Origin of the sequence: Bacillus cereus group sp. MG9 (genome assembly GCF_040459995.1) — a bacterium.
GTDB lineage: Bacteria > Bacillota > Bacilli > Bacillales > Bacillaceae_G > Bacillus_A > Bacillus_A mycoides.
The window spans coordinates 1,363,087-1,384,721 of sequence record NZ_JARVHC010000001.1 but is presented as its reverse complement, the minus strand read 5'-3'; the positions used below and the strand labels follow the sequence as shown (position 1 = coordinate 1,384,721).

Here is a 21,635-nt window from a genome sequence, read left to right as displayed (position 1 = left end):
GCTCTTCATCTCCCTTCTGCCATTAAGAAAGGTGTTTTACGAATTCAGCTCCAAACTGTAAACATTTTTCTACATCTTCATCTTCTGGCGTTAATTCTACTTTCAATCCTTCTAACACAACTGCTGCCCCGCGCTCCTGCAGCTTTTCTATTAAAATATCAACCGCTACCCCGTATTTCGGATAAGCCGAATCACAAGAACCGAATGCAGCTGCTTTTTTACCAGTTAAGTTAATAGAATCCATTGCATCATAAAAATCTAAAAAATCATCAGGAAGATCACCATCTCCCCAAGTATAAGCGCCTAAAATAATCCCGTCATATTGCTCTAATATAGAAGCTTCTGGTGTATCCATAATATCAATTACTTCAATCTCATTTTCTGTTTCACGAATCGCACCCGCAATATGGTCAGCCATTTCCTCTGTATTTCCACTCATACTTGCAAAAATCATTACTAACTTACTCAACTGAACCTCTCCTTTTACCTTGTATCTCTTTTTCTGTTTGAAGCGTACTCTTCTCATCTACATATTCAGAACGAATTACATTTCGTTGCCATTCAATATGCTTATCAACATCTTTATTTTTTAATCCCCTTCGTAAAAGGTGAAATGTTTTTCTCATTAAGGTTCCTCATCTATTTCATTGATAATAATTATCAATTTCAATTATACCATTAGATTAATTGAAATTGATTATCAAAGTCAATAACTATTTTTTAAAAAATAGTTAAAATGTACAAGCTTGTCCGTTAGCTATTCATATACTATAAATGAGCATAGTTCTTTCTCAGCCCTCTCTGACGGAAGAAATAAAAGCAACTGCAATAGAGTGCAGTTGCCTTTTTTTATGCTTTATCAGTTTCTAGTAGTCTTATAGTTGTCTCTAAAAATAGTTCCACTCCATTAATTAAAGCCGATTCATCCACATCAAATTTCGGATGATGATGTGGATAACAAGTATCAATATTTTTATTCCCTGTTCCTAATTTAATGAAACAACCAGGTGCTTTTCTTAAATACGCTGAAAAATCTTCTCCTCCCATAGAAGGTTCAAGATGCACAATACGCTGATTTCCGAACAATTTTATCGCACTTTTTTCTACTATTTTCGTAATGTACTCATTATTAACAACTGGATCATATCCGTAACGATACGTATATGTATAATCTCCCCCATGTGCTTCTGTAATTCCTTTTACAATTTGCTCAATTTTCTCTTTTGCTTCCTCTCTTAATGTTTGATTAAAAGATCGAACAGTTCCCATTAAAGCTGCTGCACTAGGAATGATATTATCGGCCATCCCACCATGAAATTGTGTAACTGACACTACTCTATGCATAAAAGCACTTGTATTTCTTGATACGATATGTTGTAAATTTGTAATAATTTGTGCTCCGATAGCAATAGGATCTATCGTTTCTTCTGGTCGTGCCGCGTGACCACCCTTTCCTAAAATTTCAATTGTAAATACGTCTGGTGCTGCCATCATAGGGCCATATACAATTCCTATCTTTCCACTTTCTAATCCAGACATAACGTGCAAACCTACTACATAATCGACGCCGTCCATAACACCGGCCTCCACCATTTCTTGTCCACCACCTGGATACACTTCCTCTGCGTGCTGAAAGAACAGACGGATTTCGCCTGCAAAATCTTCCTTCATATTTGCTATCGTCTCTGCTGTACTTAATAAAATAGCTGCGTGAGCATCATGCCCGCATGCATGCATTATTCCTTTATGCACAGACGTATAAGGTTTCCTTGTCTCCTCTTGGATTGGTAAAGCATCTATATCAGCTCGAATCGCAACTACTTTCCCTTGTTGCCTTCCTCTTTTAATTGCTAGCACACTGTACTGCGTTGGTCTCGTTACTTCAAAAGAAGAAAATGAGCATAATGTTTCATATATAAATTGCGAAGTTTCTTTTTCATGAAACGATAATTCCGGATACTTATGGAAATGCCGTCTCCATTTAATGATATTTTCCTCTGAAATAAAACTCCTCCACTCTCTTTTCATAATAATTACCTCCTTTTAAAAGGCTCTATACCTTGAAAATGTACTAAGTACCCAGTGATTATTAACCCACTCCAATTCAGGAATAACAAAACAAATATTATATTTTCCCGCCTTCTCACAATCCACTTCCTATTTACATGTCAAACCCATTACAAATTCATGCTGAATGTAATATAATTGCTAAGTTAGGGATTTTCTTTTTTAGTATTTAGTGCTAATATCAGAAAAGAGCCTTTTGACTTATTTTTACCTAAAATGTGGGATTTTGTTTTTTTCACAATAATGTAGGACATGATACCTACAAAGAGCTATTATTTCATTAAGCGAGGGAAAGACATGGAAAGATTAAAAGAGATATGGTCTCAACCACTCACACAATGGGTTGCAAAGACGGTTTATTACCTTGCAATTTTATTTGCATTACTTTGGTTGTATGGATTCCATGATACAAACACAAGTACATTTATTTACAATGAATTCTAGGGTGGGAACGTTATGAAGTTATTAGAACAAATTGAAAAGTGGGCTGTAGAAACGCCTGATCAAACCGCTTTTGTTTGGCGAGATGCGAAAATTACGTACAAACAATTAAAGGAAGATTCTGATGCGTTAGCACATTGGATTTCTTCTGAGTATCCAGATGATCGTTCACCAATTATGGTTTATGGCCATATGCAACCTGAAATGATTATTAACTTTTTAGGTTGTGTAAAAGCTGGACATGCTTACATTCCTGTAGATTTATCTATCCCAGCTGATCGCGTACAACGTATCGCTGAAAATTCTGGTGCGAAATTACTTTTATCAGGAACTGAAGTAACTGTAACTGATTTACCAGTTCGTATCGTAAGTGAAGACAACTTAAAAGATATTTTCTTTACTCATAAAGGGAACATTCCAAATCCTGAACATGCGGTAAAAGGTGATGAGAACTTCTACATTATTTACACATCAGGAAGTACAGGTAATCCGAAAGGGGTTCAGATTACTTATAACTGTCTTGTTAGCTTTACAAAATGGGCTGTAGAAGATTTCAACTTACAAACAGGGCAAGTATTCTTAAACCAAGCACCTTTCTCATTCGATTTATCTGTAATGGATATTTACCCATCATTAGTAACAGGTGGTACACTTTGGGCAATCGATAAAGATATGATTGCACGTCCAAAAGACTTGTTTGCTTCTTTAGAGCAATCGGATATACAAGTATGGACTTCGACACCATCTTTCGCAGAAATGTGTTTAATGGAAGCCTCTTTCTCTGAAAGTATGCTACCAAACATGAAAACATTCTTATTCTGCGGTGAAGTGTTACCAAATGAAGTAGCTAGAAAATTAATTGAGCGTTTCCCGAAAGCAGCAATTATGAATACGTACGGTCCAACAGAAGCTACTGTTGCTGTAACAGGCATTCACGTTACAGCAGAAGTGCTTGATCAATACAAATCACTTCCAGTTGGCTACTGTAAATCAGACTGTCGCCTTCTTATTATGAAAGAAGATGGTACAATTGCACCTGACGGTGAAAAAGGTGAAATCGTAATTGTCGGTCCAAGCGTAAGCGTTGGCTATTTAGGAAGCCCTGAATTAACAGAAAAAGTATTTACCATGATTGATGGTGAGCGCGCCTATAAAACAGGTGATGCTGGCTATGTAGAAAATGGTCTTCTATTCTATAATGGTCGTCTTGATTTCCAAATTAAGCTTCATGGTTATCGAATGGAATTAGAAGAAATCGAACATCATCTTCGCGCGTGTTCTTACGTAGAAGGTGCAGTTGTTGTTCCAATTAAAAAAGGTGAAAAATATGATTACTTATTAGCGGTTGTTGTTCCTGGAGAGCATTCGTTTGAAAAAGAATTCAAATTAACATCTGCAATCAAAAAAGAACTCAATGAGCGATTACCAAATTACATGATTCCACGTAAATTCATGTATCACTCTTCTATTCCAATGACACCAAATGGAAAGGTAGATCGCAAAAAATTATTGAGTGAGGTTACAGCATGACCGCATATGGATCATTTTATTTTTTCGCTATAGTAGGCATTTTATTAATACCTACTATCATAGCTGGATTAAAAGGTAAAATGTTGCGTAAATATAATGCCGTTTTAACATTAGTAATGCTCGTTATTATCTTCTCTGATAAACCGAAGCAAGCAATCATGTTAGCCGCATTTATTATTTGGCAATATGCCCTTATTAAAGGCTATTTAATGTTAAGAAAACAAAATAATAGTACATTCACGTTTTGTATAGCTGTTATTTTATCGATTTTACCGCTTGTTTTAGCAAAAATTGCACCGTTTGTACCTGAGCTAAAGTTTGTTGTATTTTTAGGAATGTCCTATGTAACATTTAGAGCAGTACAAATGGTATTTGAAGTTCGTGATAACTTAATTAAAGAACTTTCCTTCTTTAATTTCTGGGAATTCGTTTTATTCTTCCCAGCTATCTCAACGGGACCTATCGATCGTTACCGCAGATTCCAAAAAGATATTCAAAAGCCACCTAGTGCAGAAGAATATCAAAATTTACTATATACAGGGCTAAACCGTATTTTCCAAGGTTTCTTGTATAAATTTATTATTGCTTACTTAATAAAGCAATATTTTATGGATCCGGCATTCGCTCAGCAAGATACAATCCTATCAAATATGATTTACATGTATAGCTATAGCTTATATTTATTCTTTGACTTTGCTGGTTATAGCTCATTTGTAATTGGTGTAAGTTATATGATGGGAATTAAAACTCCAGAAAACTTTAATAAACCATTCCTTAGTCGTAACATTAAAGACTTCTGGAACCGCTGGCATATGAGTTTATCATTCTGGTTCCGTGACTTTATTTACATGCGTTTCGTCTTTTTCGCAACGAAGAAAAAGTTAATTAAAAACCGTTACACAATTTCGTATATCGGTGCATTTTTAAACTTTTTCATCATGGGAATATGGCATATTACTGGTGAGCATGTGTATCAATACATTATTTATGGTCTTTATCACGCTGCCTTGTTTATCTTGTTCGATATTTTCGAACGAAAAAACAAGAAGCATAAGTTTTGGCCAAATAATAAATTTACGCATGTCCTTGCGATTGTAATTACGTTCCACGTTGTATGTTTCGGTTTCCTGATCTTCTCTGGACACCTTAACAGATACTTTTAATGCACCCTTCTTATACTATTAAGAAGTTGCACATATAATATATTTCGGATATAAAGGAGATTTTTAAAATGGCAGAATTCAAAGAGCAAGTATTAGATATTTTAGAAGAAGTATGTGAAAACGATATTGTGAAAGAAAACTTAGATGTTCAATTATTTGAAGAAGGTATTCTTGATTCTTTCGCTGTAGTGTCTTTATTAGTAGAATTTCAAGAGCGTTTAGAGATTGAAGTTTCTATTTCTGATTTTGACCGCGATGAGTGGGCTACACCAAATATGGTTATTAAAAAGTTGGAAGAAATCCGATGAACAAAGTAAAATTTGGTCCGATGCTTTTAGCATTGGCCCTTTTTGCTGTATTCTTACTTATTCCTACGCGCTTCCTACTCCCACTTTTAAGTGATGAGAAAGTAGAACAAGCTGCGACTTCTTTAAAAGAAGAAAAGATTCAAAGTATGATTTTACAGCAAAAGATGTTAGCAGACCCGAAATATCTTCCGATGTACGGTTCATCGGAATTCGCACGTATGGATGCTTTCCATCCATCGAATTATTTCAAAGTAAGGCCTGAAGGATTCACACCATTCCTACTTGGGCGCGGTGGAACACAAGACCTTGTACATGTATTAAACTTCGCATCTACAATGGATCAATTGAAAGATAAGAAAATGATATTCGTTCTTTCTCCGCAATGGTTTGTACCACAAGGTATTGATGAGACACACTTTGCACCTAACTTTTCAAAACAACAAGGTTACCACTTCATTTTCAACGATGATTTAAAACCTGAAATGAAAAAACAAATTGCAAAACGCTTATTAAACTTTGAGATTGTTAAAAAAGAAACTTTATTAAAAATTTCGCTTGAAGGTATCGCCTACGATGATACAAAGTATAAAGTAAAAGCACTTGCTGCTAAACCTTTCGCTTATATTTATCGTAACATTCTAGATCGTAAAGACTTATTTACAGTTATGTTTAATATTAAGCCGCATAAAGAACAGCTTGATCCATCATTGAAACAAATGAACTGGGAAGAAGCTCGTAAGCATGCTGATCAAACAGGTGCAGTAGAATCAAGCTCTAACGAATATGGTATCGAAGATGATTACTTCAATAGCAAAATTAAGAAGAAATTAAAACAACGTGAAGGTTACTTAAAAAATGATGCTTATGACCAATCACCAGAATATGAAGATTTACAAATTGTACTTGATTTATTAAAACAATCTGGCGCAAAACCGCTCTTCATTTCTGTTCCTGTAAAAGGTCCTTGGTATGATTACGCTGGCTTCCCGAAAGAAAAACGCGAATTATACTACAATAAAGTTCATGAGCAAATTAAGCAAGCTGGCTATCCAATTGCTGATTTCTCAAATCATGAATATGATAAGTACTTCTTAAAAGATCATATGCACTTAGGTTGGAAAGGCTGGGTTTACATCGACGAAGCTATCCAACAATTTTATAAAGCAAACTAACCAAAAGACCGCTTGAATTATTCAAGTGGTCTTTTTTTATATACATCTTGTAATTGTTCAATTACGTTCTCTGCTTCTTTCATGACACGTTTCACTACGTGCTGAGCTGATTCCGTTCGTGCTAATGATGATGCTTGTCCCGCCCAAAGCGACATATACTCTTCCTTATTTTGCTTCGCTGCTTCTTGACGTATTTTTGAAGTTAATACGTTTTGCACTGGATACATTGGTAAATTCTCTTCTCTTCCTTCATGTTTCTCTATAAATTCATTACGAATACCCCGTGCATATTTCCCGGAAAACGCACGGGTTACCGTTGTACTCGTATCTGTACTATGTAAAATCGCCTCTTTATACACGTCATGCGTAATACTTTCTTCACTCGTTAAAAAGGCTGATCCCATTTGAACAGCTTCTGCCCCTAACGCAAATGCCGCAACAAGCCCTTGCCCATTCATTACACCACCTGCTGCAACAATCGGGATATGAGGTACTTCCGCTACTAATTGCGGGATTAATGCAAATGTACCAATCATCGCATCTTGTTCTTTCCCAATAAACGTTCCTCTATGCCCTCCTGCCTCGCTACCTTGCCCGACAATAATATCTACCCCTAACTTAGCAAGTGCTTTCGCTTCCGCTACATGGGTAGCTGTTCCGATAACTTTTATCCCTTCCTTTTTCAAATCATCTATTTCTTCTTTTTCTAACGTTTGAAATGCAAAACTAACGACTGGTACCTTTTCCTCTAATAATACTTGTAATTGTTCTTTATAGCCTTTTGGAAGTTTTAAAGTCTTTTCTTCCTCTATACCTAATTCTCTATTCACTCCACTAAGTAATACTTTCGCCTCGTTTACCTTCTCTTCTTCTATCTGTATCTCTTTCGTTAAAAGTAAATTAACACCGAAAGGCTTATTTGTTAGTTCCCTTATTTTATAAATCGCTTCACGGATTTGTTCTGGGCTCATATACCCTGCTCCAAGCGTACCTAATCCTCCGCTATTACTCACAGCTGCAACAAGTTCTGACGTTGTAATCGCTCCTGCCATACCTGCTTGAATGATCGGATACTTAATTTGTAATATATCTATTACTCGACTTGTAAACATCATTTTCCCTCCTACTTTCCCTATACCTTCTTTATATGACATGCTTTCCCCTTCTTTTACAAGGATTGAACTTTCGCTCAAGCGAATATATTGAAAGAGAAGGAGGCTGAGAACAATGATTTATCCAAATGCGTTGCAAAAAGGTGATACAGTAATGGTTATTGCACCGTCTGGCCCACCAACACTTGAGAATATATTAAAAGGTGTGAACGTATTACAAGAGATGGGATTATCCGTAATAATTGGAAAGAGTGTTTATGAAAAATATGGATATTTAGCTGGAAGTGATCAAGTTCGTCTTGATGATATACATGAAGCATTTACAAATACTGAGGTCAAAGCAGTCTTTTGTGCACGAGGTGGTTACGGCAGCGCTCGTCTCCTCCCTTACATTCAATATGAAATCATTCAACGGAATCCAAAGATTTTTTGGGGATATAGCGATATTACGGCTTTACATACTGCCTTTTCACGTTATGCGGAGCTGGTTACTTTTCATGGTCCAATGATTGAAGAATTAGGAAAAGGTATAGATTCTCTCTCCTTATCTTCTTTCAATCAACTATTCCATCCGTATTCATCTATCTTATATGCATCAGAATGTATCGTACCTACCTCTCCATGTACAGTTACAGGCACATTAGTTGGAGGGAATTTAACTGTGTTAACAAGTATAATTGGCTCGCCCTATGAGATAAATACGCCAAATAAACTTTTATTGCTTGAAGATATTGGTGAAGAACCGTACCGCATTGACCGGATGTTAAATCAACTACTTTTATCTGGACAGTTTAATGAATGCAGCGGCGTTATTTTTACAAGTTGTCACGACTGCAACCCTTCTAAGCCATCTCAATCATTGCAAACAATATTATATGAATATTTCACGCCATATAATATACCTGTGTTATTCGGTTTACCGATTGGACATATAAGTCCAAATATCGGTATTCCCCTCGGAGCTACAGCAACAATAAATACAACTAACAAAACTGTTTCTATTTCTTCTGGTATAGCCACTCCATGTTCAAATTAAAAAGGAAAAGCTGCTAAGCTTTTCCTTTTACTTATAATAATTAAAGATTCGTCCTGATGCTATCTCTGCAATTTCTTCTGGAATAAATGTTTTACTCATATCTGTTCCAACATTTAATACAGCTGTCGCATCTTTCTCGATGCTACCCAATAATTCTTTTCCACGTATCGTAATAAGGGGTGTACCTTCTGGCAACACATCTTTTACAAATTTCAATTGTGTAAAGAACGGAACGATCCATCTATCCTCTCCTTGGAAATGACGCAAACGAAGTGTTCCTTCCGTTGCCCCGTCTTCTGCTTCAAGTGAACCAGCAACATAAAACTCCGTTGTTAAGAGCAATTCATAAAATTCCTTTTGCTTTTGTTTATCATCTCCTGCTAAAACGAGTACTTCTTCTATTTTCTTTACTGGAATTTGCTCCATATGATGACACCCCTATTTTCAAAATGATTATACTTAGATTATACGAAATATTCTTTTTTTTTTCTACATAATTCCACAATTATTTTCTTAAAATAATTTTAAAACACCTTCAGTCGTAACGATTTTGGCAAATTCATCATGTAAGTTTACAAGTGTCATATTGTGAATGTCCTCTGCACTATACTCTGTCCCGTCCAGACCTTTACGATTGAATGTAGCCGTCGCATCGCTCACTAAATACGTTGTAAACCCTAAATTACCTGCCATCCGTGTTGTAGTCTCCACACAATGATTTGTTGTTAATCCTACAATCACTACCGTATTACATTTTTGTTCTCTTAATTGTTCTTCCAAATTTGTCCCAATGAACGCGCTATTAACGGATTTCTGGATAATTATTTCATCTGGCATTGGTTGCACTTCTTCTTTAAAGTTTACCGTTTCCGCATGTTGATAAAACATCGATTGAACATTTTCTTTATTTACATGTTGAATATGAAAAACTGGTAGTTTTCTTTTTCTCCATTCTTCTAACAAACTTTTCATATTTTCTTCCGCCAAAAGGTTATTCCTCACGCCCCAGTATGGTAAGTTGAATGCTTCCTGTACATCAATGATTATAAGTGCTGCTTGATTAAGCATAATATCCTCCTAATTAATTGGGCTGTAATTGAAACAGAAAACCAAGTTGCTGCGAAGCAGTAATAAAACAAATATAGGCACAAAGCTCTACAATTTCTTTTTCAGTCCAATATTGTTTTAATATATGAAACATATTATCATCTATCGCCTTTTGGTCATGAACAAATGCATGTGCAAAAGTAACGGCTACGCTAATTTCTTCTATTTTTTGTATATCATCCGGCTTTCCCTTTGCCATACAGTACGGACATTCATTCCCAAACGCTAATGTTCTTCTTACTTGCTCCTTTAACTCTACGGAAAGGGCCCCTGTACTATACAGTGTATTCTCTAACGTACTCCACGAATTTAATATATCTGGATTATGACCTAATAATTTTTGAAACTTTGTATCTCCTACATTTGATAATGTAATTCTCTCCATCATTTCCCCTCCTATTTCCTTCTTTTTTATTGTAAAATAAATAAAGTTCACTTTACATTTCATATGAATCTTAATTTTAAATTTTTCTTTACAAAAATTATCATTTTACTGGAGGTATATTTACAAATGCAATTAGACCGTGTTGATCGAAAAATTTTAAATGAATTATATAATGATAGCCGCCTTTCGATGCGTGAATTAGCAAAACGAGTAAACTTATCGGCTCCGTCTACTACAGAACGTGTACGTAAACTTGAAAGTGAAGGGATTATTCAAAAATACACAATCGATATCAATTATAAAAAAGCAGGACTTGTTTTAGATTGTATTTTAGAAATCACTTTAAAAAATGGTGATACAACACGTATGCAACAGTTTATTCAGTCTTATCCATCTGCAAGTTTTTGTTACCGAGTAACAGGAAGCTTATGCTACATTGTAAAAATCTCTGTTCCTTCACTCGTTGAACTTGAAGAATTTATCAATGATGTTTCTTCATATGCAACGACAGTTTCTCATATCGTATTATCAGAAGTAGCTCTTACTCCGGACATTGAACATATATTCCCAGAAGATTAATTCATATTTATTCACAAAAAGAGTAAAAACCCCTTACATTAAGAATAAAAATGATATATCATGTATTAAAATACATAAAGTTCGAGAAAGGGGCTTTACATTGAAAATCTGGTTTTATGAAAAAACGGCACAATTAGATGACTTGCTTGGTATTTGGGACAATGTTCCGACCATCCCTCGAATTGGTGAAAAAGTTGAACTTCTAAAAACCGTTCGGATCGTTACAGATATTAAATATGTAAAGAACGGTAATAATTTTCGTGTAGAGATTATTACAAATTAAAAAGTAGCTCTTTAGGAGCTACTTTTTAATTATCTATTATGCGCTTTCTTTATAACAATTTTATCTTCTTCTACAGAAACTGTTACATAATCATTTTCTTCTAACCGAAGCTTATTTACAGCTTCATCAGGTAGTTCTACAGCCATCAATTTATCTGTTACTATCACTTGGCTATATATTTCATTTTCTTCTGATGTATTCACTACTTTTTCTTCATTTATGAAACGAATCGGTGGCACACCAACTTCTTTTACTGTACGCCACTGGTTCCAAGTAAAAGGAATGAACCATAATAAACCGATAATCACAAGACCAATGCCGATCCATAAATTACTTTGTGCTTGTAATTCAGTAATCGAGATTGCGTCACTTCCATCTCCACCTACAAATTGCATACTCGTTGCAATCAAATTATTTAGAGCATGCACAGCAATATTCGTCCATATATTTTTTGTCTTTATGTATAGAAGGCACATAATAACACCGAACATGAAAGCACCGATAACATCAAAATGTCCTAGTCCAAAAATAAGAGAGGATATAATAATCGCTCGTTTAATCCCCCATTTGTAAGCCATTCGTTGTAAGAAAAAACCTCTAAAAATAACCTCTTCCATTATTGGGGCTAATACACATGCTGAAATAAAAGTAAATATCGTCATGTATATGTTACTCGTATTAATTACATTACCATCTTCTAACATGGTAACTAAGAAATTAGGTAAAGTATGTGCTAAAATATAAAATTGAATTTGGGATATACCGACTGCAAAAATCATTCCCATGATCGTTGCTAATACAATTAACCCCCAATGTAAACGTCCGGGCTTATCAAAAAAACTTTTAAAAACAACATTATTTTTACTTGTTTTTAAATATAGCCACAATAGTGGAAATGCGAAAAATATTGATATTTGTGACAGGAACTCTATCGTATTGTCAGAAGCACCTGATAAATTTAATGGAATCATCGTCAGGAACATCCCTATAATCGTCCATCCAAAAAAACTACGTAGCCTTATACGTGAAAATGCATGTTGCATATTGAACACCTCCAGAGATGATATAAAGTGAAAATTTATTCAGTGTTTTATGGGTAGCCCTTCTCCACAAATGGCCGAATAACTAAATTATAATATGAATATAGTTGAAAATCTTCCTATTTTTCTCACTTTATTCCGAATAATATACGTATTAAATTACATAATAACAATCCTATTTGATATACCATATCAATGTTCTTCAACTTAGTTACAATTATGTTCCTAAGTAAATATGTATCTGCCACACTTAAAAGCTACATAAATCAAAAAAGCTGGTTAATAAAAATCCCCGTTAACACGGGGATTTTTTCTACTATAATACGTCACGTTTTTGGAATAATACACTTGATGCTACAAGTAATACAGCAAAATATGCAACCACAAGTAATAATGAAGTTGTAAACGTAAATTCTGTAAATGGTGGTTCCATTCCACCGCTTACTAATTTATTACTGTCGTAAACACTTAAATTTAAATGGAAAAACACCACAAATTTCGCTACACCTTTTGCAAACATCATTAGTACCATATTAATTGGTCCTTGTAAGAAAAATAGGAACATCGTAATAATTAATGGTAATACAGAATTTCTAAATACATTAGCTAAGCAAAATGAAAGAGTTGCAAAGAAGAACGGTGAAAGTACTTGATATAAAATGGACTTCATTACGATTCCTAACGTTACTCCTGTTTTACTACCATCCATTACAATCCCGCCAATAATCATTGCGATTAACGTGCTAGCAAATATGATAAATAATATAGTAAGTAACACTGTAATATATTTAGAGAACAAAACTGTAATTCGTTTTCTCGGACGGATTAATAACTGCTTAATTGTACCTTTTTGGAACTCATCAGTAATTGTACGAGACGCAATCGTAATTCCAAAAATTGTTGCAAATAAGGTAATTAAACCAATCTCTGAACTTACAAAATCTAAATATGATCCTTTAAACTCATTTCCTCCTCCCCATTTCAGCATCGCTAAAACTCCCAAAATCTCCAATGCTGCAATTACACCTATTAAAATGTACATACCTTTTTTCGCATGTAACTTTAAAAATTCATTTTGAATTAATTTAAACATTACGCTTTCACTCCCCCTGTAATCGCTAAGAACTCATCCTCTAACGTTTTATTTTGAACAGTAACACCGTATACGAGTACATCAGCATTCACTAACTGTTTTACAATTTGCGGAATCCCTTCTTTCATTACAGATGCCACAGCTACATTTCCTTGTACTTTACCTTTAATAATTTCGTTCGCTTTTTGAACTTGATCTACTTCAAATGCAACTACAACTGTTTCATCATGCTTCGCTTGTTCATGTAAGTTATACTCTTGTACAAACTCACCTTGCTTTATAATAACTACGCGATCACACATTAATTCAATTTCACTTAATAAATGACTTGATACAATGACTGCAATATTTTCTTCTTTCGCTAATCGTTGTAAATAATCACGAATTTGGCGAATACCAGCTGGATCTAATCCATTTGTCGGTTCATCTAAAATTAAGATTTTCGGCTGATGAAGTAACGCCTGCGCAATTCCTAAACGCTGTTTCATACCAAGTGAGTATGTTTTCACCTTTTTATGAATCGCATGCTCTAATTCAACAAGCTTTACAATTTCAGCGATGCGCTCTTTACTAATTGGGGTAATCGCCATGTTCGCAAAATGCTTTAAATTTTGCATTCCAGTCATATAATCATATAGCTCGGGATTTTCTACAATCGCTCCAATTTGCTCTAGCGCCTTTTCACGCTCTGTGCGAATACTATGACCACAAATTGTAATATCGCCTTCTGTCATAGAAATAAGACCTGTCATCATACGAATTGTCGTTGTCTTACCGCTACCGTTCGGTCCAAGGAATCCGTATACCTCTCCTTCACGAACCTCAAATGATAAGCCCCGAATAATTTCTGTTCTACCAATTTTTTTTCGGACATTTTCTAATTTCACTACTACATTTCCCAATGATGATTCCTCCTTTAAACTTCTAGTTTTTTGTCGATGATGCGCCCTGTTATATAAACAAGTAGGATAAATATTCCTATAGAAAAACTAAGGCTATATAAATTCATAAGCTTTTCCGGGAATAACATTATATCTCCATCTGACGATTCATCTATATAAATTAAATTTCTTATTAAGGGCACTATAGGAGCAAGCCCACCCAACATTTCATATATAACGCTCATCACTTTTGTTACTAATAAAAACAACAAAAATATAATCGTATATTCTAGCTTCTTCTTTTTCAAAGAAAAAACTTTAACGCTAGCTACTGCAAAAAGTAATACAAGCAATATGCTAGATAATTTAAATACATATAACATAGTACTAAAGAGGTGCTTTAATGGATTGAATACACTTTGGGTAAATAACACTTCATAGAGCTCTGTACCCTTTATTATTTTCATAGAAATACTATATAAAAAAATAGAACCTATTACTTCAAAAATAAGTAAACTAATTGCAGTATATAACAATATTGCTAAAACAATCTTTTTACCTGATGTCGGTGTTAACCGAAATAATGTACTTTCAGTCATTTTTCCAAATGCAGATATCGCCTGAATAAATATCAATGCTATAAAAATTATATATACTAAGATGACTAAGGAAACTATAATTATTTGCCTTACCTCTCCTGATTCTTGCTTAATATAATTTCCCAAGCTTACGAAAGCGACAGCTACAACGAATATAAATGATAATAATGAAATAATAATTTGCTTTTTATTCACATTGTACATATATATTAAGCTCGACTTCACCTACTAAACACCTCCTTAAACACATCTGTGACAGCTTTCCCTCTCTGAAAACGTAACTCTTCTACATTTTCATACAATACAATTTCCCCATCTTTTAAAAAGATTACTTCATCAAAAATATTTTCAACTTCATTTATTAAGTGAGTCGAGATTAGTATCGTACAATCTTCTCTATAAAATTGTAGAATGAGGTTCAATACGTGTTCTCTAGAAACAAGATCAATTCCGCCAAGCGGTTCATCTAGTACGTATAACTTCGCTTTCCTCGAAAATGTTAAAATAATTTGTAGCTTTTCAACCATACCTTTTGATAAAGCTGTAATTTTTTCTTCTAACGGTATTTTAAATTCCGCAATCGTATCTACCGCTTTTTGAATGTCGAAGTCTTTATAAAAATCTCGATAGAAAAATAAAGAATCTTTTACCGTCATCCAATCATCAAAGACTGGCTTATCAGACATAAATGAAACGATTTCTTTCGTCTCTAACCCTACTTTTTTACCGTTAATTACTATGCTGCCTTCAGAAAGGTGTTGTAGGCCTGCAATCATTTTTAATAACGTCGTTTTCCCGCTTCCGTTATCTCCAACAAGCCCAACGATTTTTCCTTCTGTAATCTCTATGTTTAACTCACGGATCACTGCTTTTAATCCGTACCGCTTCCATAGATTTTCTATTTTTAATAACTCTGTCATTCGCTCTCCTCCCTTTTCTCATGTAATGAAGAACGAAGGATTGTAAGAATTTCTTCTTCTGAAAAACCTAAATTGTCCATTCCATCTATAAAAGAATGAAGTAATTCTTTCGCCATATCTTTTCGCAGCTCCATAATTTTCTCCCCTTCATTCGTTACATATCGCCCCATTCCTCTACGTGTTACAACAACTCCATCCCGCTCTAACTCTTGAAATGTACGTTGAATCGTATTTGGATTTACTTGTAATTCACTCGCTAATTCACGTACGGAGGGAATTTTATCGCCAGGCAATAAATGACCCGTTACAATTTCTTTCTTTATGTATTCCATTACCTGAATGTAAATTGGTGTATTTGGAGAAAACTCGATTTTCATTTCTCCCCTCCTGTCTTAGTGTGTTAGTTAAATAGTACACTAAGACAAATTACATGTAAATACTTACAACAAAAAATGTAATAAAAAGGCAGTGTAACTTTTCGTTACACTGCCTTCCTGTAATAACATACAGGTAAATCTATTCTAATTTTAGTTTCAATCGTTTGAATTCACATATAACCTTATACAAAATTTATTTTACTTTTACTTGATTTAGCACAGATTTAAACGTATTAATAACTGTATCTACTTCTTCATAACTAATTGTAAGGGATGGTTCAATACGAATTGTTTTTGAGTTAATTAATGTTCCCGCAACAAGAATTCCTTGATCAAACATCGCCTTTGACACTTCATAACCAATCTCGTCTTTATGGAATTCAATCCCAATCATTAAACCTTGACCACGAATTTCAAAGATTTTATCTTCGTGCCCTTCTGCAGCTTGTTTCAATCCATTTAAGAAATACTCCCCAACTTCCATAGCTCGTTCCGGTAATTTCTCTTCCAATAATACATGGATTGTTGCAATTGCAGCAGCACATGCAAGTGGATTTCCTCCAAATGTTGTTGTATGCATAAATGGATTTTCAAACCAACTTTTGAATACTGTTTCTTTCGCAACAATAGCTCCCGCTGGCATTACACCTCCACCAAACGCCTTCGCAAGACAAATAATATCCGGCACGACATCATATAATTCTGCAGCAAACATTTTTCCTGTACGTCCCATTCCAGTTTGTACTTCATCAAAGATAAGGAGTGATCCAAACTCATCACAAAGCTCTCGTACTTGTTTCAAATAATTTTCTGGAGGTAAAATAATACCGCCCTCTCCTTGAATTGGTTCTAAAATAACTGCTGCAACATCTTCTCCCACTAATGCACATGTCTCAAATGTTTTTCTCATCATATCAATATCGCCAAACGGAACATGACGGAAACCCGGAATTAATGGTAAAAATGGCTTACGGAACATTCCTTTTGCCGTCCCCGATAAAGCACCAAGGCTCTTACCATGGAAAGCACGCGTTGTAGCAATGAAAGTTGTTCGTTCACTATACATTTTTGCTAGTTTTAATGCTGCCTCTACGCTTTCTGTTCCACTATTTGTGAAGAAGGCGTATTTCAAATCACCAGGTGTAATATCCGCTAAAATCTTTGCAAGAATTGCTCGAAGTGGATCTAGTAAATCCTGACTATGCAATGCTTGACGCTTTAATTGATCCGTTACAGCTTTTACCACTTTCGGATTACGGTGACCAACATTATAAATTCCAAATCCACCTAAACAGTCAATATACTTTTTACCATTAATATCCATGAAACAAGATCCTTCATCTGACCATTCTACTGCTGCAAATTGTCCATCTTTTGTTACTGTTTTTCTATAAGCAAGAAAACCAGGGTTTACATGCTCTCTAAATCCATCTACTGTTTCTTTTTGAATCCAGTTTGCCTCTTCTTCAGTAACCTTTTCTTTTTCAATTAACTGTAGTACTTTCGTAATATACTCATTTACATTTGATTCTTTCTCATTCAATTTATTTTTCACGTTCGTTTCCATCTAATTCACCTCTACATTTTTTTTATTTGCAAACCAACCAATAGGTTCTACTTCTAGATTTATATTAATCTGCTTAATTTCTTGAAATTCTTCTAAACCAAACGTTCCTAGACTACGACCTATACCACTTTGCTTATATCCGCCCCAAGGCGCCTCATTGTATGTTGGATGATAGCTATTAATCCACGTAATTCCTGCGCGAAGCTTGCGAATTACGCGCATTGCTTTTGCACCATCAACCGTAAATACCCCTCCAGCTAAGCCATAATCTGTACCATTTGCTAACTCAATTGCCTCCTGTTCATTTTTAAACTTTTGAATTACTACAACAGGACCGAAGATTTCTTCCTGGACAATGCGCATATCAGGTTTTACATTGACAAAGACTGTTGGTTCAATAAAGAAACCATCACCTTTTCCATCCTCCATTATTCGTCTACCTCCGCTGGCAACGTTTGCACCTTCGTCTTTCCCAATTTCAATATAACGTAATACTTTTTCCATATGTTCTTGACTTACAAGTGGCCCCATTTCTGATTCTGGATTATCACCAGGTCCAACGTTAATTTGCTGCGCTCGCTCTACAAAACTATTAACAAATTTATCATAAATATTTTCTTCGACAAGGATTCTTGATCCTGCTGAGCATACTTGTCCGCTACCTGCATAAATACCGAATAGAGCATAATCAATAGCGGTCTCAAAATCCGCATCTGCAAAAATAATATTTGGAGATTTTCCCCCAAGCTCTAACGAAATCTTTTTCATATTATCTGCCGCTGTTCTCATAATGTGCTTACCTGTCTTTGTTCCACCTGTAAAGGAAATCATATCCACTTTATGACTCGCTGCAATTTCATTCCCTACTATTGGACCAGCCCCCATTACCATATTGGCAACACCTTTTGGTAGCCCTACTTTTTCAAGGATTTCGAATAGCTTTGTTGCAGTGATTGGTGTCACTTCAGAAGGTTTAAACACAATTGTATTTCCAGCTGCTAAAGCAGGTGCAATTTTCCATACACTCATCAATAGCGGATAATTCCATGGAACAATTAATCCACAAACACCAACTGGCTCTCTTACAACCATCGCTTGCATCGGATCGGCTACATGATATGTTTGACCATCTGGCTTTGTAATCAATCCGGCATAATAGCGAAAACAAGCCGCTGCATCTCCAATATCTCCTTCTGCCTCACGGTACGTTTTTCCATTATCCATTGTTTCAAGGTATACTAATTCTTCCATATTTTTATCAATTTCATCTGCTATTTTAAATAAATATGATGCCCTTTCAGCAGTGGATGTTGCTGACCAAATTCCGCTATCGAAAGCCGTTCTTGCCACTTCTATCGCGTATTTTGCATCCTCAATCGTTCCCTCAGGTGCATATGCTATACCCTTGCCATTCGCAGGGTTAATAATCGTTCTTTTCTCTTGATTACTAGACTCTCTCCATTCACCGTTTACATACATTTTTAAATCTAGCACTATATTGAATCCCCCTTCATCAATCGTTTATATATTTATAAGCAATTTTCATGCCAATATTTAAAATCCAAAGGAATCATACATAAACTGACTATTTTCTTAAAAACAATAAACAATTTATGCACTCTCGCATACACTATTCCATTTTGCATAAAACGGAATGTTAATCATTTCCGCTACCGCCTTCACCACTCGGGACTTGACTCCTAGAGAATATGCACATGCTGAGCGCACACAAAAAGGAGAAGTCTATGTGACCTTCTCCTTTTTTAGGAATAAGAGATGATATCAGCCGCTATCCCTTTTTCACTAACAATTTTTTGATATTTACGACTCACTGAAGATTGGCTGATTCCAAGAGCTTTTGCAGCCTTAGTCGTTGTTTTATACTGCTTCATTGCAAGTAAAATCAATTGTTCTTCTACAGAATGTAGTGCTTCTTGTAATGGTAATACTCTTGTAATAACTGGTTTTGATTTTTTAAAGTCATAACCAGTTGTTAAAAACTTACTAACAAACTCCGCTTCAATTACTGGATCGTCTGCTGATACTACTAAACGTTCAATCATATTTTGTAATTCACGTACATTTCCTGGCCATGAGTAAAACTCTAGTAAGCTAAGCGCATCTGGAGTTAAATGATAATTTTTATTATATTTTTCATTTAACTGTTGCAAGAAATGAAAGGCAAGTACCGGAACATCTTCCATTCGCTCTCGTAGAGGAGGCACTCGCAACGGAATTACATTTAGCCGATAAAACAAATCTTCACGGAATATTCCAGATTCCACCATCTTTTCAAGACTCTTATTTGTAGCAGCAATAATTTGTACATTTATTTTCGTAGGGATTGTACTTCCAATAGGAATTACTTCTTGTTCTTGCAAGACTCTAAGCAATTTCACTTGCAAATGTAAAGGCATTTCTCCAATTTCATCTAAAAATAAAATACCTTGATCCGCCCGCTTAAAATATCCTTCTTTTCCATTTTTATCGGCTCCTGTAAAAGCACCTTTCGTATAACCAAATAGTTCACTTTCTAGCAAAGTTTCTGGAATTGCACCACAATTTAATTTTAAAAATGGCTTTGAAGATCGGTTTCCAAGTTGATGAATTGCCTGAGCAATTACTTCTTTTCCGACGCCAGATTCTCCAGAAATAAGAACATTGGAAGAAAAATCTGCTATTTTTTTAGCTTGGTTAATAATTTGCTCCATTTTCGGACTACAGTAAATAAGCTTCTTAAGAAAACGATCTTTATTTTTAAAGTCATCTAACTCCTTCTTATATTGCTCTGATATCTTCTTTATTTCATGTAATTCCGTCTTCAATCTCGTTGCTTCGGTAATATCCCTTGAAGCAATAATAATACGATGAAGCTCTCCGTTTTCATTAAATACAGGGTTTCCAACTGCTAATATTTTTCTTCCGCTTTTTGTTTCTTGTACAACTGATACCTTTTTTTGTTTTTCCAACACTAATCGCGTAACAGACGGACTGAATAATCCTTTATTTTCTAATTCTAAAAGATTTTTTCCTAAAAGGTCTTTCAAACTACTCCCCCAAAAATCATTGATAACAGTTTCACTATAACGAATTAATTCCCCTTTATGATTAACAACTAATATTTCATCATAAATACTAGACAAGATTGCATGTAAATCTTCATTTAAATCCTTTATATATTCAATTTCCATCGCCATGTCCTCGACCATCGGCAAATCTTGCACAATAATAACCATTCCTTCAATACTTTGATCAAAGTTTGGAATTGGACTATAGTCAACTAATACACCCATCTCATTTGTGATTTGTAATTGATTCAAGATCGTTTTTCCCGTTGTAAATACGTTATTAATGTGCTCTTCGTTAAAAATCAGTTCTGCTGGTACATTCATAACTTTTTCAGGAGTCGATTTAATCATCTTCAAACCAGACTCATTGCAATTTACAATTTTCTTTTCACGATCTACTACAAAAATCCCCATTGGAATAGACGTTAAAATAATTTTTAATATATCAACACTCTGATTTTCTTGTTTAAATAGTTCTGCAAAAACATCCTCTCTTCTTATATATCCTGTTAGCTCATCCATTTCATTTTTTACTATCGCAATCGGTGCTCCAATAATTTGAAAAAGAGCTGTTAAAGAAATATCTTTACTAAGATGACATATTGTATCTAGTGAAACAGCATTTGAAAGCAATACCTTAGCAGTTAATCCCTTACTATTTGATAGCAGATCCTTCACATGAACGTATGCAAATAATTTCTCTTCTCTTTTTAAAAATAGAAAAGATTCTTTTATATTTTCAACATCTATATTCCATTCCTTTTCAGATTGATCGATAGGTAGAGAAACAATAGGTCTAATTTTTTTATGAGCAATGGAAAACATGCTGCTATTCCTCCTTTGAACTATATAATTTGTATTGTATCATTAAATGCAGATTTTTTTAATTAATCTGAAAATAAAACGT

At 34.7% G+C, this 21,635-nt stretch carries 24 protein-coding genes; 8 read left to right on the top strand and 16 right to left on the bottom strand.

What is annotated here, in order from left to right; all coding sequences use genetic code 11:
- Positions 1-22 precede the first annotated feature (22 nt).
- The 3 genes from QCI77_RS07075 to QCI77_RS07065 form a co-directional block, all read right to left on the bottom strand.
- Complete coding sequence (locus tag QCI77_RS07075; RefSeq protein ID WP_002086759.1) at positions 23-469, bottom strand: flavodoxin; 447 nt, start codon at positions 467-469, stop codon at positions 23-25.
- Positions 462-626: a hypothetical protein gene (locus tag QCI77_RS07070; RefSeq protein ID WP_002011628.1), complete on the bottom strand. Its 165-nt coding sequence runs from the start codon at positions 624-626 to the stop codon at positions 462-464. The genes QCI77_RS07075 and QCI77_RS07070 overlap by 8 nt, the downstream gene beginning before the upstream one ends.
- 223 nt (positions 627-849) lie before the next feature.
- Positions 850-2,028 (bottom strand): amidohydrolase, encoded by a 1,179-nt coding sequence (locus tag QCI77_RS07065; RefSeq protein ID WP_002030615.1) that lies wholly within the window; start codon positions 2,026-2,028, stop codon positions 850-852.
- 336 nt (positions 2,029-2,364) lie between these two features.
- Here QCI77_RS07065 and QCI77_RS07060 point away from each other — a divergent pair, with 336 nt between their 5' ends.
- From QCI77_RS07060 to dltD, 5 genes are all read left to right on the top strand, one after another.
- Positions 2,365-2,511, top strand: a complete 147-nt coding sequence (locus tag QCI77_RS07060; protein WP_002011626.1) for a teichoic acid D-Ala incorporation-associated protein DltX — start codon at positions 2,365-2,367, stop codon at positions 2,509-2,511.
- A 12-nt stretch (positions 2,512-2,523) separates the two neighbouring features.
- Positions 2,524-4,038: a D-alanine--poly(phosphoribitol) ligase subunit DltA gene (dltA, locus tag QCI77_RS07055; RefSeq protein ID WP_016101496.1), complete on the top strand. Its 1,515-nt coding sequence runs from the start codon at positions 2,524-2,526 to the stop codon at positions 4,036-4,038.
- Entirely contained in the window at positions 4,035-5,201 is a 1,167-nt protein-coding gene (gene dltB / locus QCI77_RS07050) for a D-alanyl-lipoteichoic acid biosynthesis protein DltB (RefSeq protein ID WP_113770105.1), read from the top strand. The genes dltA and dltB overlap by 4 nt, the downstream gene beginning before the upstream one ends.
- 68 nt (positions 5,202-5,269) lie before the next feature.
- Positions 5,270-5,509 (top strand): D-alanine--poly(phosphoribitol) ligase subunit DltC, encoded by a 240-nt coding sequence (gene dltC, locus QCI77_RS07045; RefSeq protein ID WP_002011622.1) that lies wholly within the window; start codon positions 5,270-5,272, stop codon positions 5,507-5,509.
- Positions 5,506-6,681, top strand: a complete 1,176-nt coding sequence (gene dltD / locus QCI77_RS07040) for a D-alanyl-lipoteichoic acid biosynthesis protein DltD (RefSeq protein WP_353824700.1) — start codon at positions 5,506-5,508, stop codon at positions 6,679-6,681. Before dltC ends, dltD begins: the two co-directional genes overlap by 4 nt.
- 17 nt (positions 6,682-6,698) lie before the next feature.
- On the opposite strand, the gene QCI77_RS07035 is transcribed toward dltD, so the two are convergent.
- Positions 6,699-7,835 (bottom strand): NAD(P)H-dependent flavin oxidoreductase, encoded by a 1,137-nt coding sequence (locus QCI77_RS07035; RefSeq protein WP_016093015.1) that lies wholly within the window; start codon positions 7,833-7,835, stop codon positions 6,699-6,701.
- Positions 7,836-7,908: 73 nt separating this feature from the next.
- On the opposite strand from QCI77_RS07035, the gene QCI77_RS07030 reads away from it, so the two are divergent.
- Positions 7,909-8,829 carry a S66 peptidase family protein gene (locus QCI77_RS07030; protein ID WP_113770107.1) on the top strand — a complete coding sequence of 307 codons (921 nt, stop codon included), beginning with the start codon at positions 7,909-7,911 and terminating at the stop codon, positions 8,827-8,829.
- Between the two features lie 27 nt (positions 8,830-8,856).
- Here the strand turns inward: QCI77_RS07030 and QCI77_RS07025 are convergent, their stop codons facing one another.
- The 3 genes from QCI77_RS07025 to QCI77_RS07015 all read right to left on the bottom strand — a co-directional run bounded on the left by QCI77_RS07025 (position 8,857) and on the right by QCI77_RS07015 (position 10,324).
- Positions 8,857-9,255, bottom strand: a complete 399-nt coding sequence (locus QCI77_RS07025; protein WP_113770108.1) for an SseB family protein — start codon at positions 9,253-9,255, stop codon at positions 8,857-8,859.
- An 87-nt stretch (positions 9,256-9,342) separates the two neighbouring features.
- Positions 9,343-9,897, bottom strand: a complete 555-nt coding sequence (locus QCI77_RS07020; RefSeq protein ID WP_033730616.1) for a cysteine hydrolase family protein — start codon at positions 9,895-9,897, stop codon at positions 9,343-9,345.
- 13 nt (positions 9,898-9,910) lie between these two features.
- Positions 9,911-10,324: a carboxymuconolactone decarboxylase family protein gene (locus QCI77_RS07015; RefSeq protein ID WP_170935223.1), complete on the bottom strand. Its 414-nt coding sequence runs from the start codon at positions 10,322-10,324 to the stop codon at positions 9,911-9,913.
- A 123-nt stretch (positions 10,325-10,447) separates the two neighbouring features.
- On the opposite strand from QCI77_RS07015, the gene QCI77_RS07010 reads away from it, so the two are divergent.
- Entirely contained in the window at positions 10,448-10,900 is a 453-nt protein-coding gene (locus tag QCI77_RS07010) for an Lrp/AsnC family transcriptional regulator (RefSeq protein ID WP_002011610.1), read from the top strand.
- A gap of 100 nt (positions 10,901-11,000) precedes the next feature.
- Entirely contained in the window at positions 11,001-11,183 is a 183-nt protein-coding gene (locus QCI77_RS07005; protein ID WP_000707108.1) for a DUF3913 family protein, read from the top strand.
- 29 nt (positions 11,184-11,212) lie between these two features.
- Here QCI77_RS07005 and QCI77_RS07000 read toward each other — a convergent pair whose 3' ends face one another.
- The 9 genes from QCI77_RS07000 to QCI77_RS06960 form a co-directional block, all read right to left on the bottom strand.
- Positions 11,213-12,226, bottom strand: a complete 1,014-nt coding sequence (locus QCI77_RS07000) for a CPBP family glutamic-type intramembrane protease (protein ID WP_353824699.1) — start codon at positions 12,224-12,226, stop codon at positions 11,213-11,215.
- 313 nt (positions 12,227-12,539) lie between these two features.
- A complete protein-coding gene (locus tag QCI77_RS06995) occupies positions 12,540-13,316 on the bottom strand; it encodes an ABC transporter permease (RefSeq protein WP_044437913.1) in 777 nt (258 codons plus the stop codon).
- The gene (locus QCI77_RS06990; RefSeq protein WP_113770110.1) at positions 13,316-14,218 is read right to left on the bottom strand and encodes an ABC transporter ATP-binding protein; all 903 of its coding nucleotides are present in this window, start codon (positions 14,216-14,218) and stop codon (positions 13,316-13,318) included. The genes QCI77_RS06995 and QCI77_RS06990 overlap by 1 nt, the downstream gene beginning before the upstream one ends.
- A gap of 14 nt (positions 14,219-14,232) precedes the next feature.
- A complete protein-coding gene (locus tag QCI77_RS06985) occupies positions 14,233-15,021 on the bottom strand; it encodes a hypothetical protein (protein ID WP_044437911.1) in 789 nt (262 codons plus the stop codon).
- Positions 15,018-15,716: an ABC transporter ATP-binding protein gene (locus tag QCI77_RS06980; protein WP_044437909.1), complete on the bottom strand. Its 699-nt coding sequence runs from the start codon at positions 15,714-15,716 to the stop codon at positions 15,018-15,020. Before QCI77_RS06980 ends, QCI77_RS06985 begins: the two co-directional genes overlap by 4 nt.
- Entirely contained in the window at positions 15,713-16,093 is a 381-nt protein-coding gene (locus QCI77_RS06975) for a GntR family transcriptional regulator (protein WP_002030586.1), read from the bottom strand. The genes QCI77_RS06980 and QCI77_RS06975 overlap by 4 nt, the downstream gene beginning before the upstream one ends.
- A gap of 193 nt (positions 16,094-16,286) precedes the next feature.
- Entirely contained in the window at positions 16,287-17,660 is a 1,374-nt protein-coding gene (locus tag QCI77_RS06970) for a putrescine aminotransferase (RefSeq protein ID WP_113770111.1), read from the bottom strand.
- A complete protein-coding gene (locus QCI77_RS06965) occupies positions 17,661-19,154 on the bottom strand; it encodes an aldehyde dehydrogenase family protein (RefSeq protein WP_113770112.1) in 1,494 nt (497 codons plus the stop codon).
- A gap of 269 nt (positions 19,155-19,423) precedes the next feature.
- Positions 19,424-21,553, bottom strand: coding sequence for a sigma 54-interacting transcriptional regulator (locus QCI77_RS06960; protein WP_353824698.1), 2,130 nt, complete (start codon positions 21,551-21,553; stop codon positions 19,424-19,426).
- Positions 21,554-21,635: the final 82 nt, after the last annotated feature.

Bases quoted from the DNA above. Each gene is read 5' to 3' on its own strand.
- dltC (WP_002011622.1), top strand. From the start codon at position 5,270: ATGGCAGAATTCAAAGAGCAAGTATTAGATATTTTAGAAGAAGTATGT.
- QCI77_RS07035 (WP_016093015.1), bottom strand. From the start codon at position 7,835: ATGTCATATAAAGAAGGTATAGGGAAAGTAGGAGGGAAAATGATGTTT.
- QCI77_RS07065 (WP_002030615.1), bottom strand. From the start codon at position 2,028: ATGAAAAGAGAGTGGAGGAGTTTTATTTCAGAGGAAAATATCATTAAA.
- QCI77_RS06970 (WP_113770111.1), bottom strand. From the start codon at position 17,660: ATGGAAACGAACGTGAAAAATAAATTGAATGAGAAAGAATCAAATGTA.
- QCI77_RS07030 (WP_113770107.1), top strand. From the start codon at position 7,909: ATGATTTATCCAAATGCGTTGCAAAAAGGTGATACAGTAATGGTTATT.
- QCI77_RS07015 (WP_170935223.1), bottom strand. From the start codon at position 10,324: ATGATGGAGAGAATTACATTATCAAATGTAGGAGATACAAAGTTTCAA.
- QCI77_RS07070 (WP_002011628.1), bottom strand. From the start codon at position 626: ATGAGAAAAACATTTCACCTTTTACGAAGGGGATTAAAAAATAAAGAT.
- QCI77_RS06960 (WP_353824698.1), bottom strand. From the start codon at position 21,553: ATGTTTTCCATTGCTCATAAAAAAATTAGACCTATTGTTTCTCTACCT.
- QCI77_RS07025 (WP_113770108.1), bottom strand. From the start codon at position 9,255: ATGGAGCAAATTCCAGTAAAGAAAATAGAAGAAGTACTCGTTTTAGCA.
- QCI77_RS06975 (WP_002030586.1), bottom strand. From the start codon at position 16,093: ATGAAAATCGAGTTTTCTCCAAATACACCAATTTACATTCAGGTAATG.
- dltA (WP_016101496.1), top strand. From the start codon at position 2,524: ATGAAGTTATTAGAACAAATTGAAAAGTGGGCTGTAGAAACGCCTGAT.
- QCI77_RS06980 (WP_044437909.1), bottom strand. From the start codon at position 15,716: ATGACAGAGTTATTAAAAATAGAAAATCTATGGAAGCGGTACGGATTA.
- QCI77_RS07060 (WP_002011626.1), top strand. From the start codon at position 2,365: ATGGAAAGATTAAAAGAGATATGGTCTCAACCACTCACACAATGGGTT.
- QCI77_RS06995 (WP_044437913.1), bottom strand. From the start codon at position 13,316: ATGTTTAAATTAATTCAAAATGAATTTTTAAAGTTACATGCGAAAAAA.
- QCI77_RS07010 (WP_002011610.1), top strand. From the start codon at position 10,448: ATGCAATTAGACCGTGTTGATCGAAAAATTTTAAATGAATTATATAAT.
- QCI77_RS07000 (WP_353824699.1), bottom strand. From the start codon at position 12,226: ATGCAACATGCATTTTCACGTATAAGGCTACGTAGTTTTTTTGGATGG.
- QCI77_RS07020 (WP_033730616.1), bottom strand. From the start codon at position 9,897: ATGCTTAATCAAGCAGCACTTATAATCATTGATGTACAGGAAGCATTC.
- dltB (WP_113770105.1), top strand. From the start codon at position 4,035: ATGACCGCATATGGATCATTTTATTTTTTCGCTATAGTAGGCATTTTA.
- dltD (WP_353824700.1), top strand. From the start codon at position 5,506: ATGAACAAAGTAAAATTTGGTCCGATGCTTTTAGCATTGGCCCTTTTT.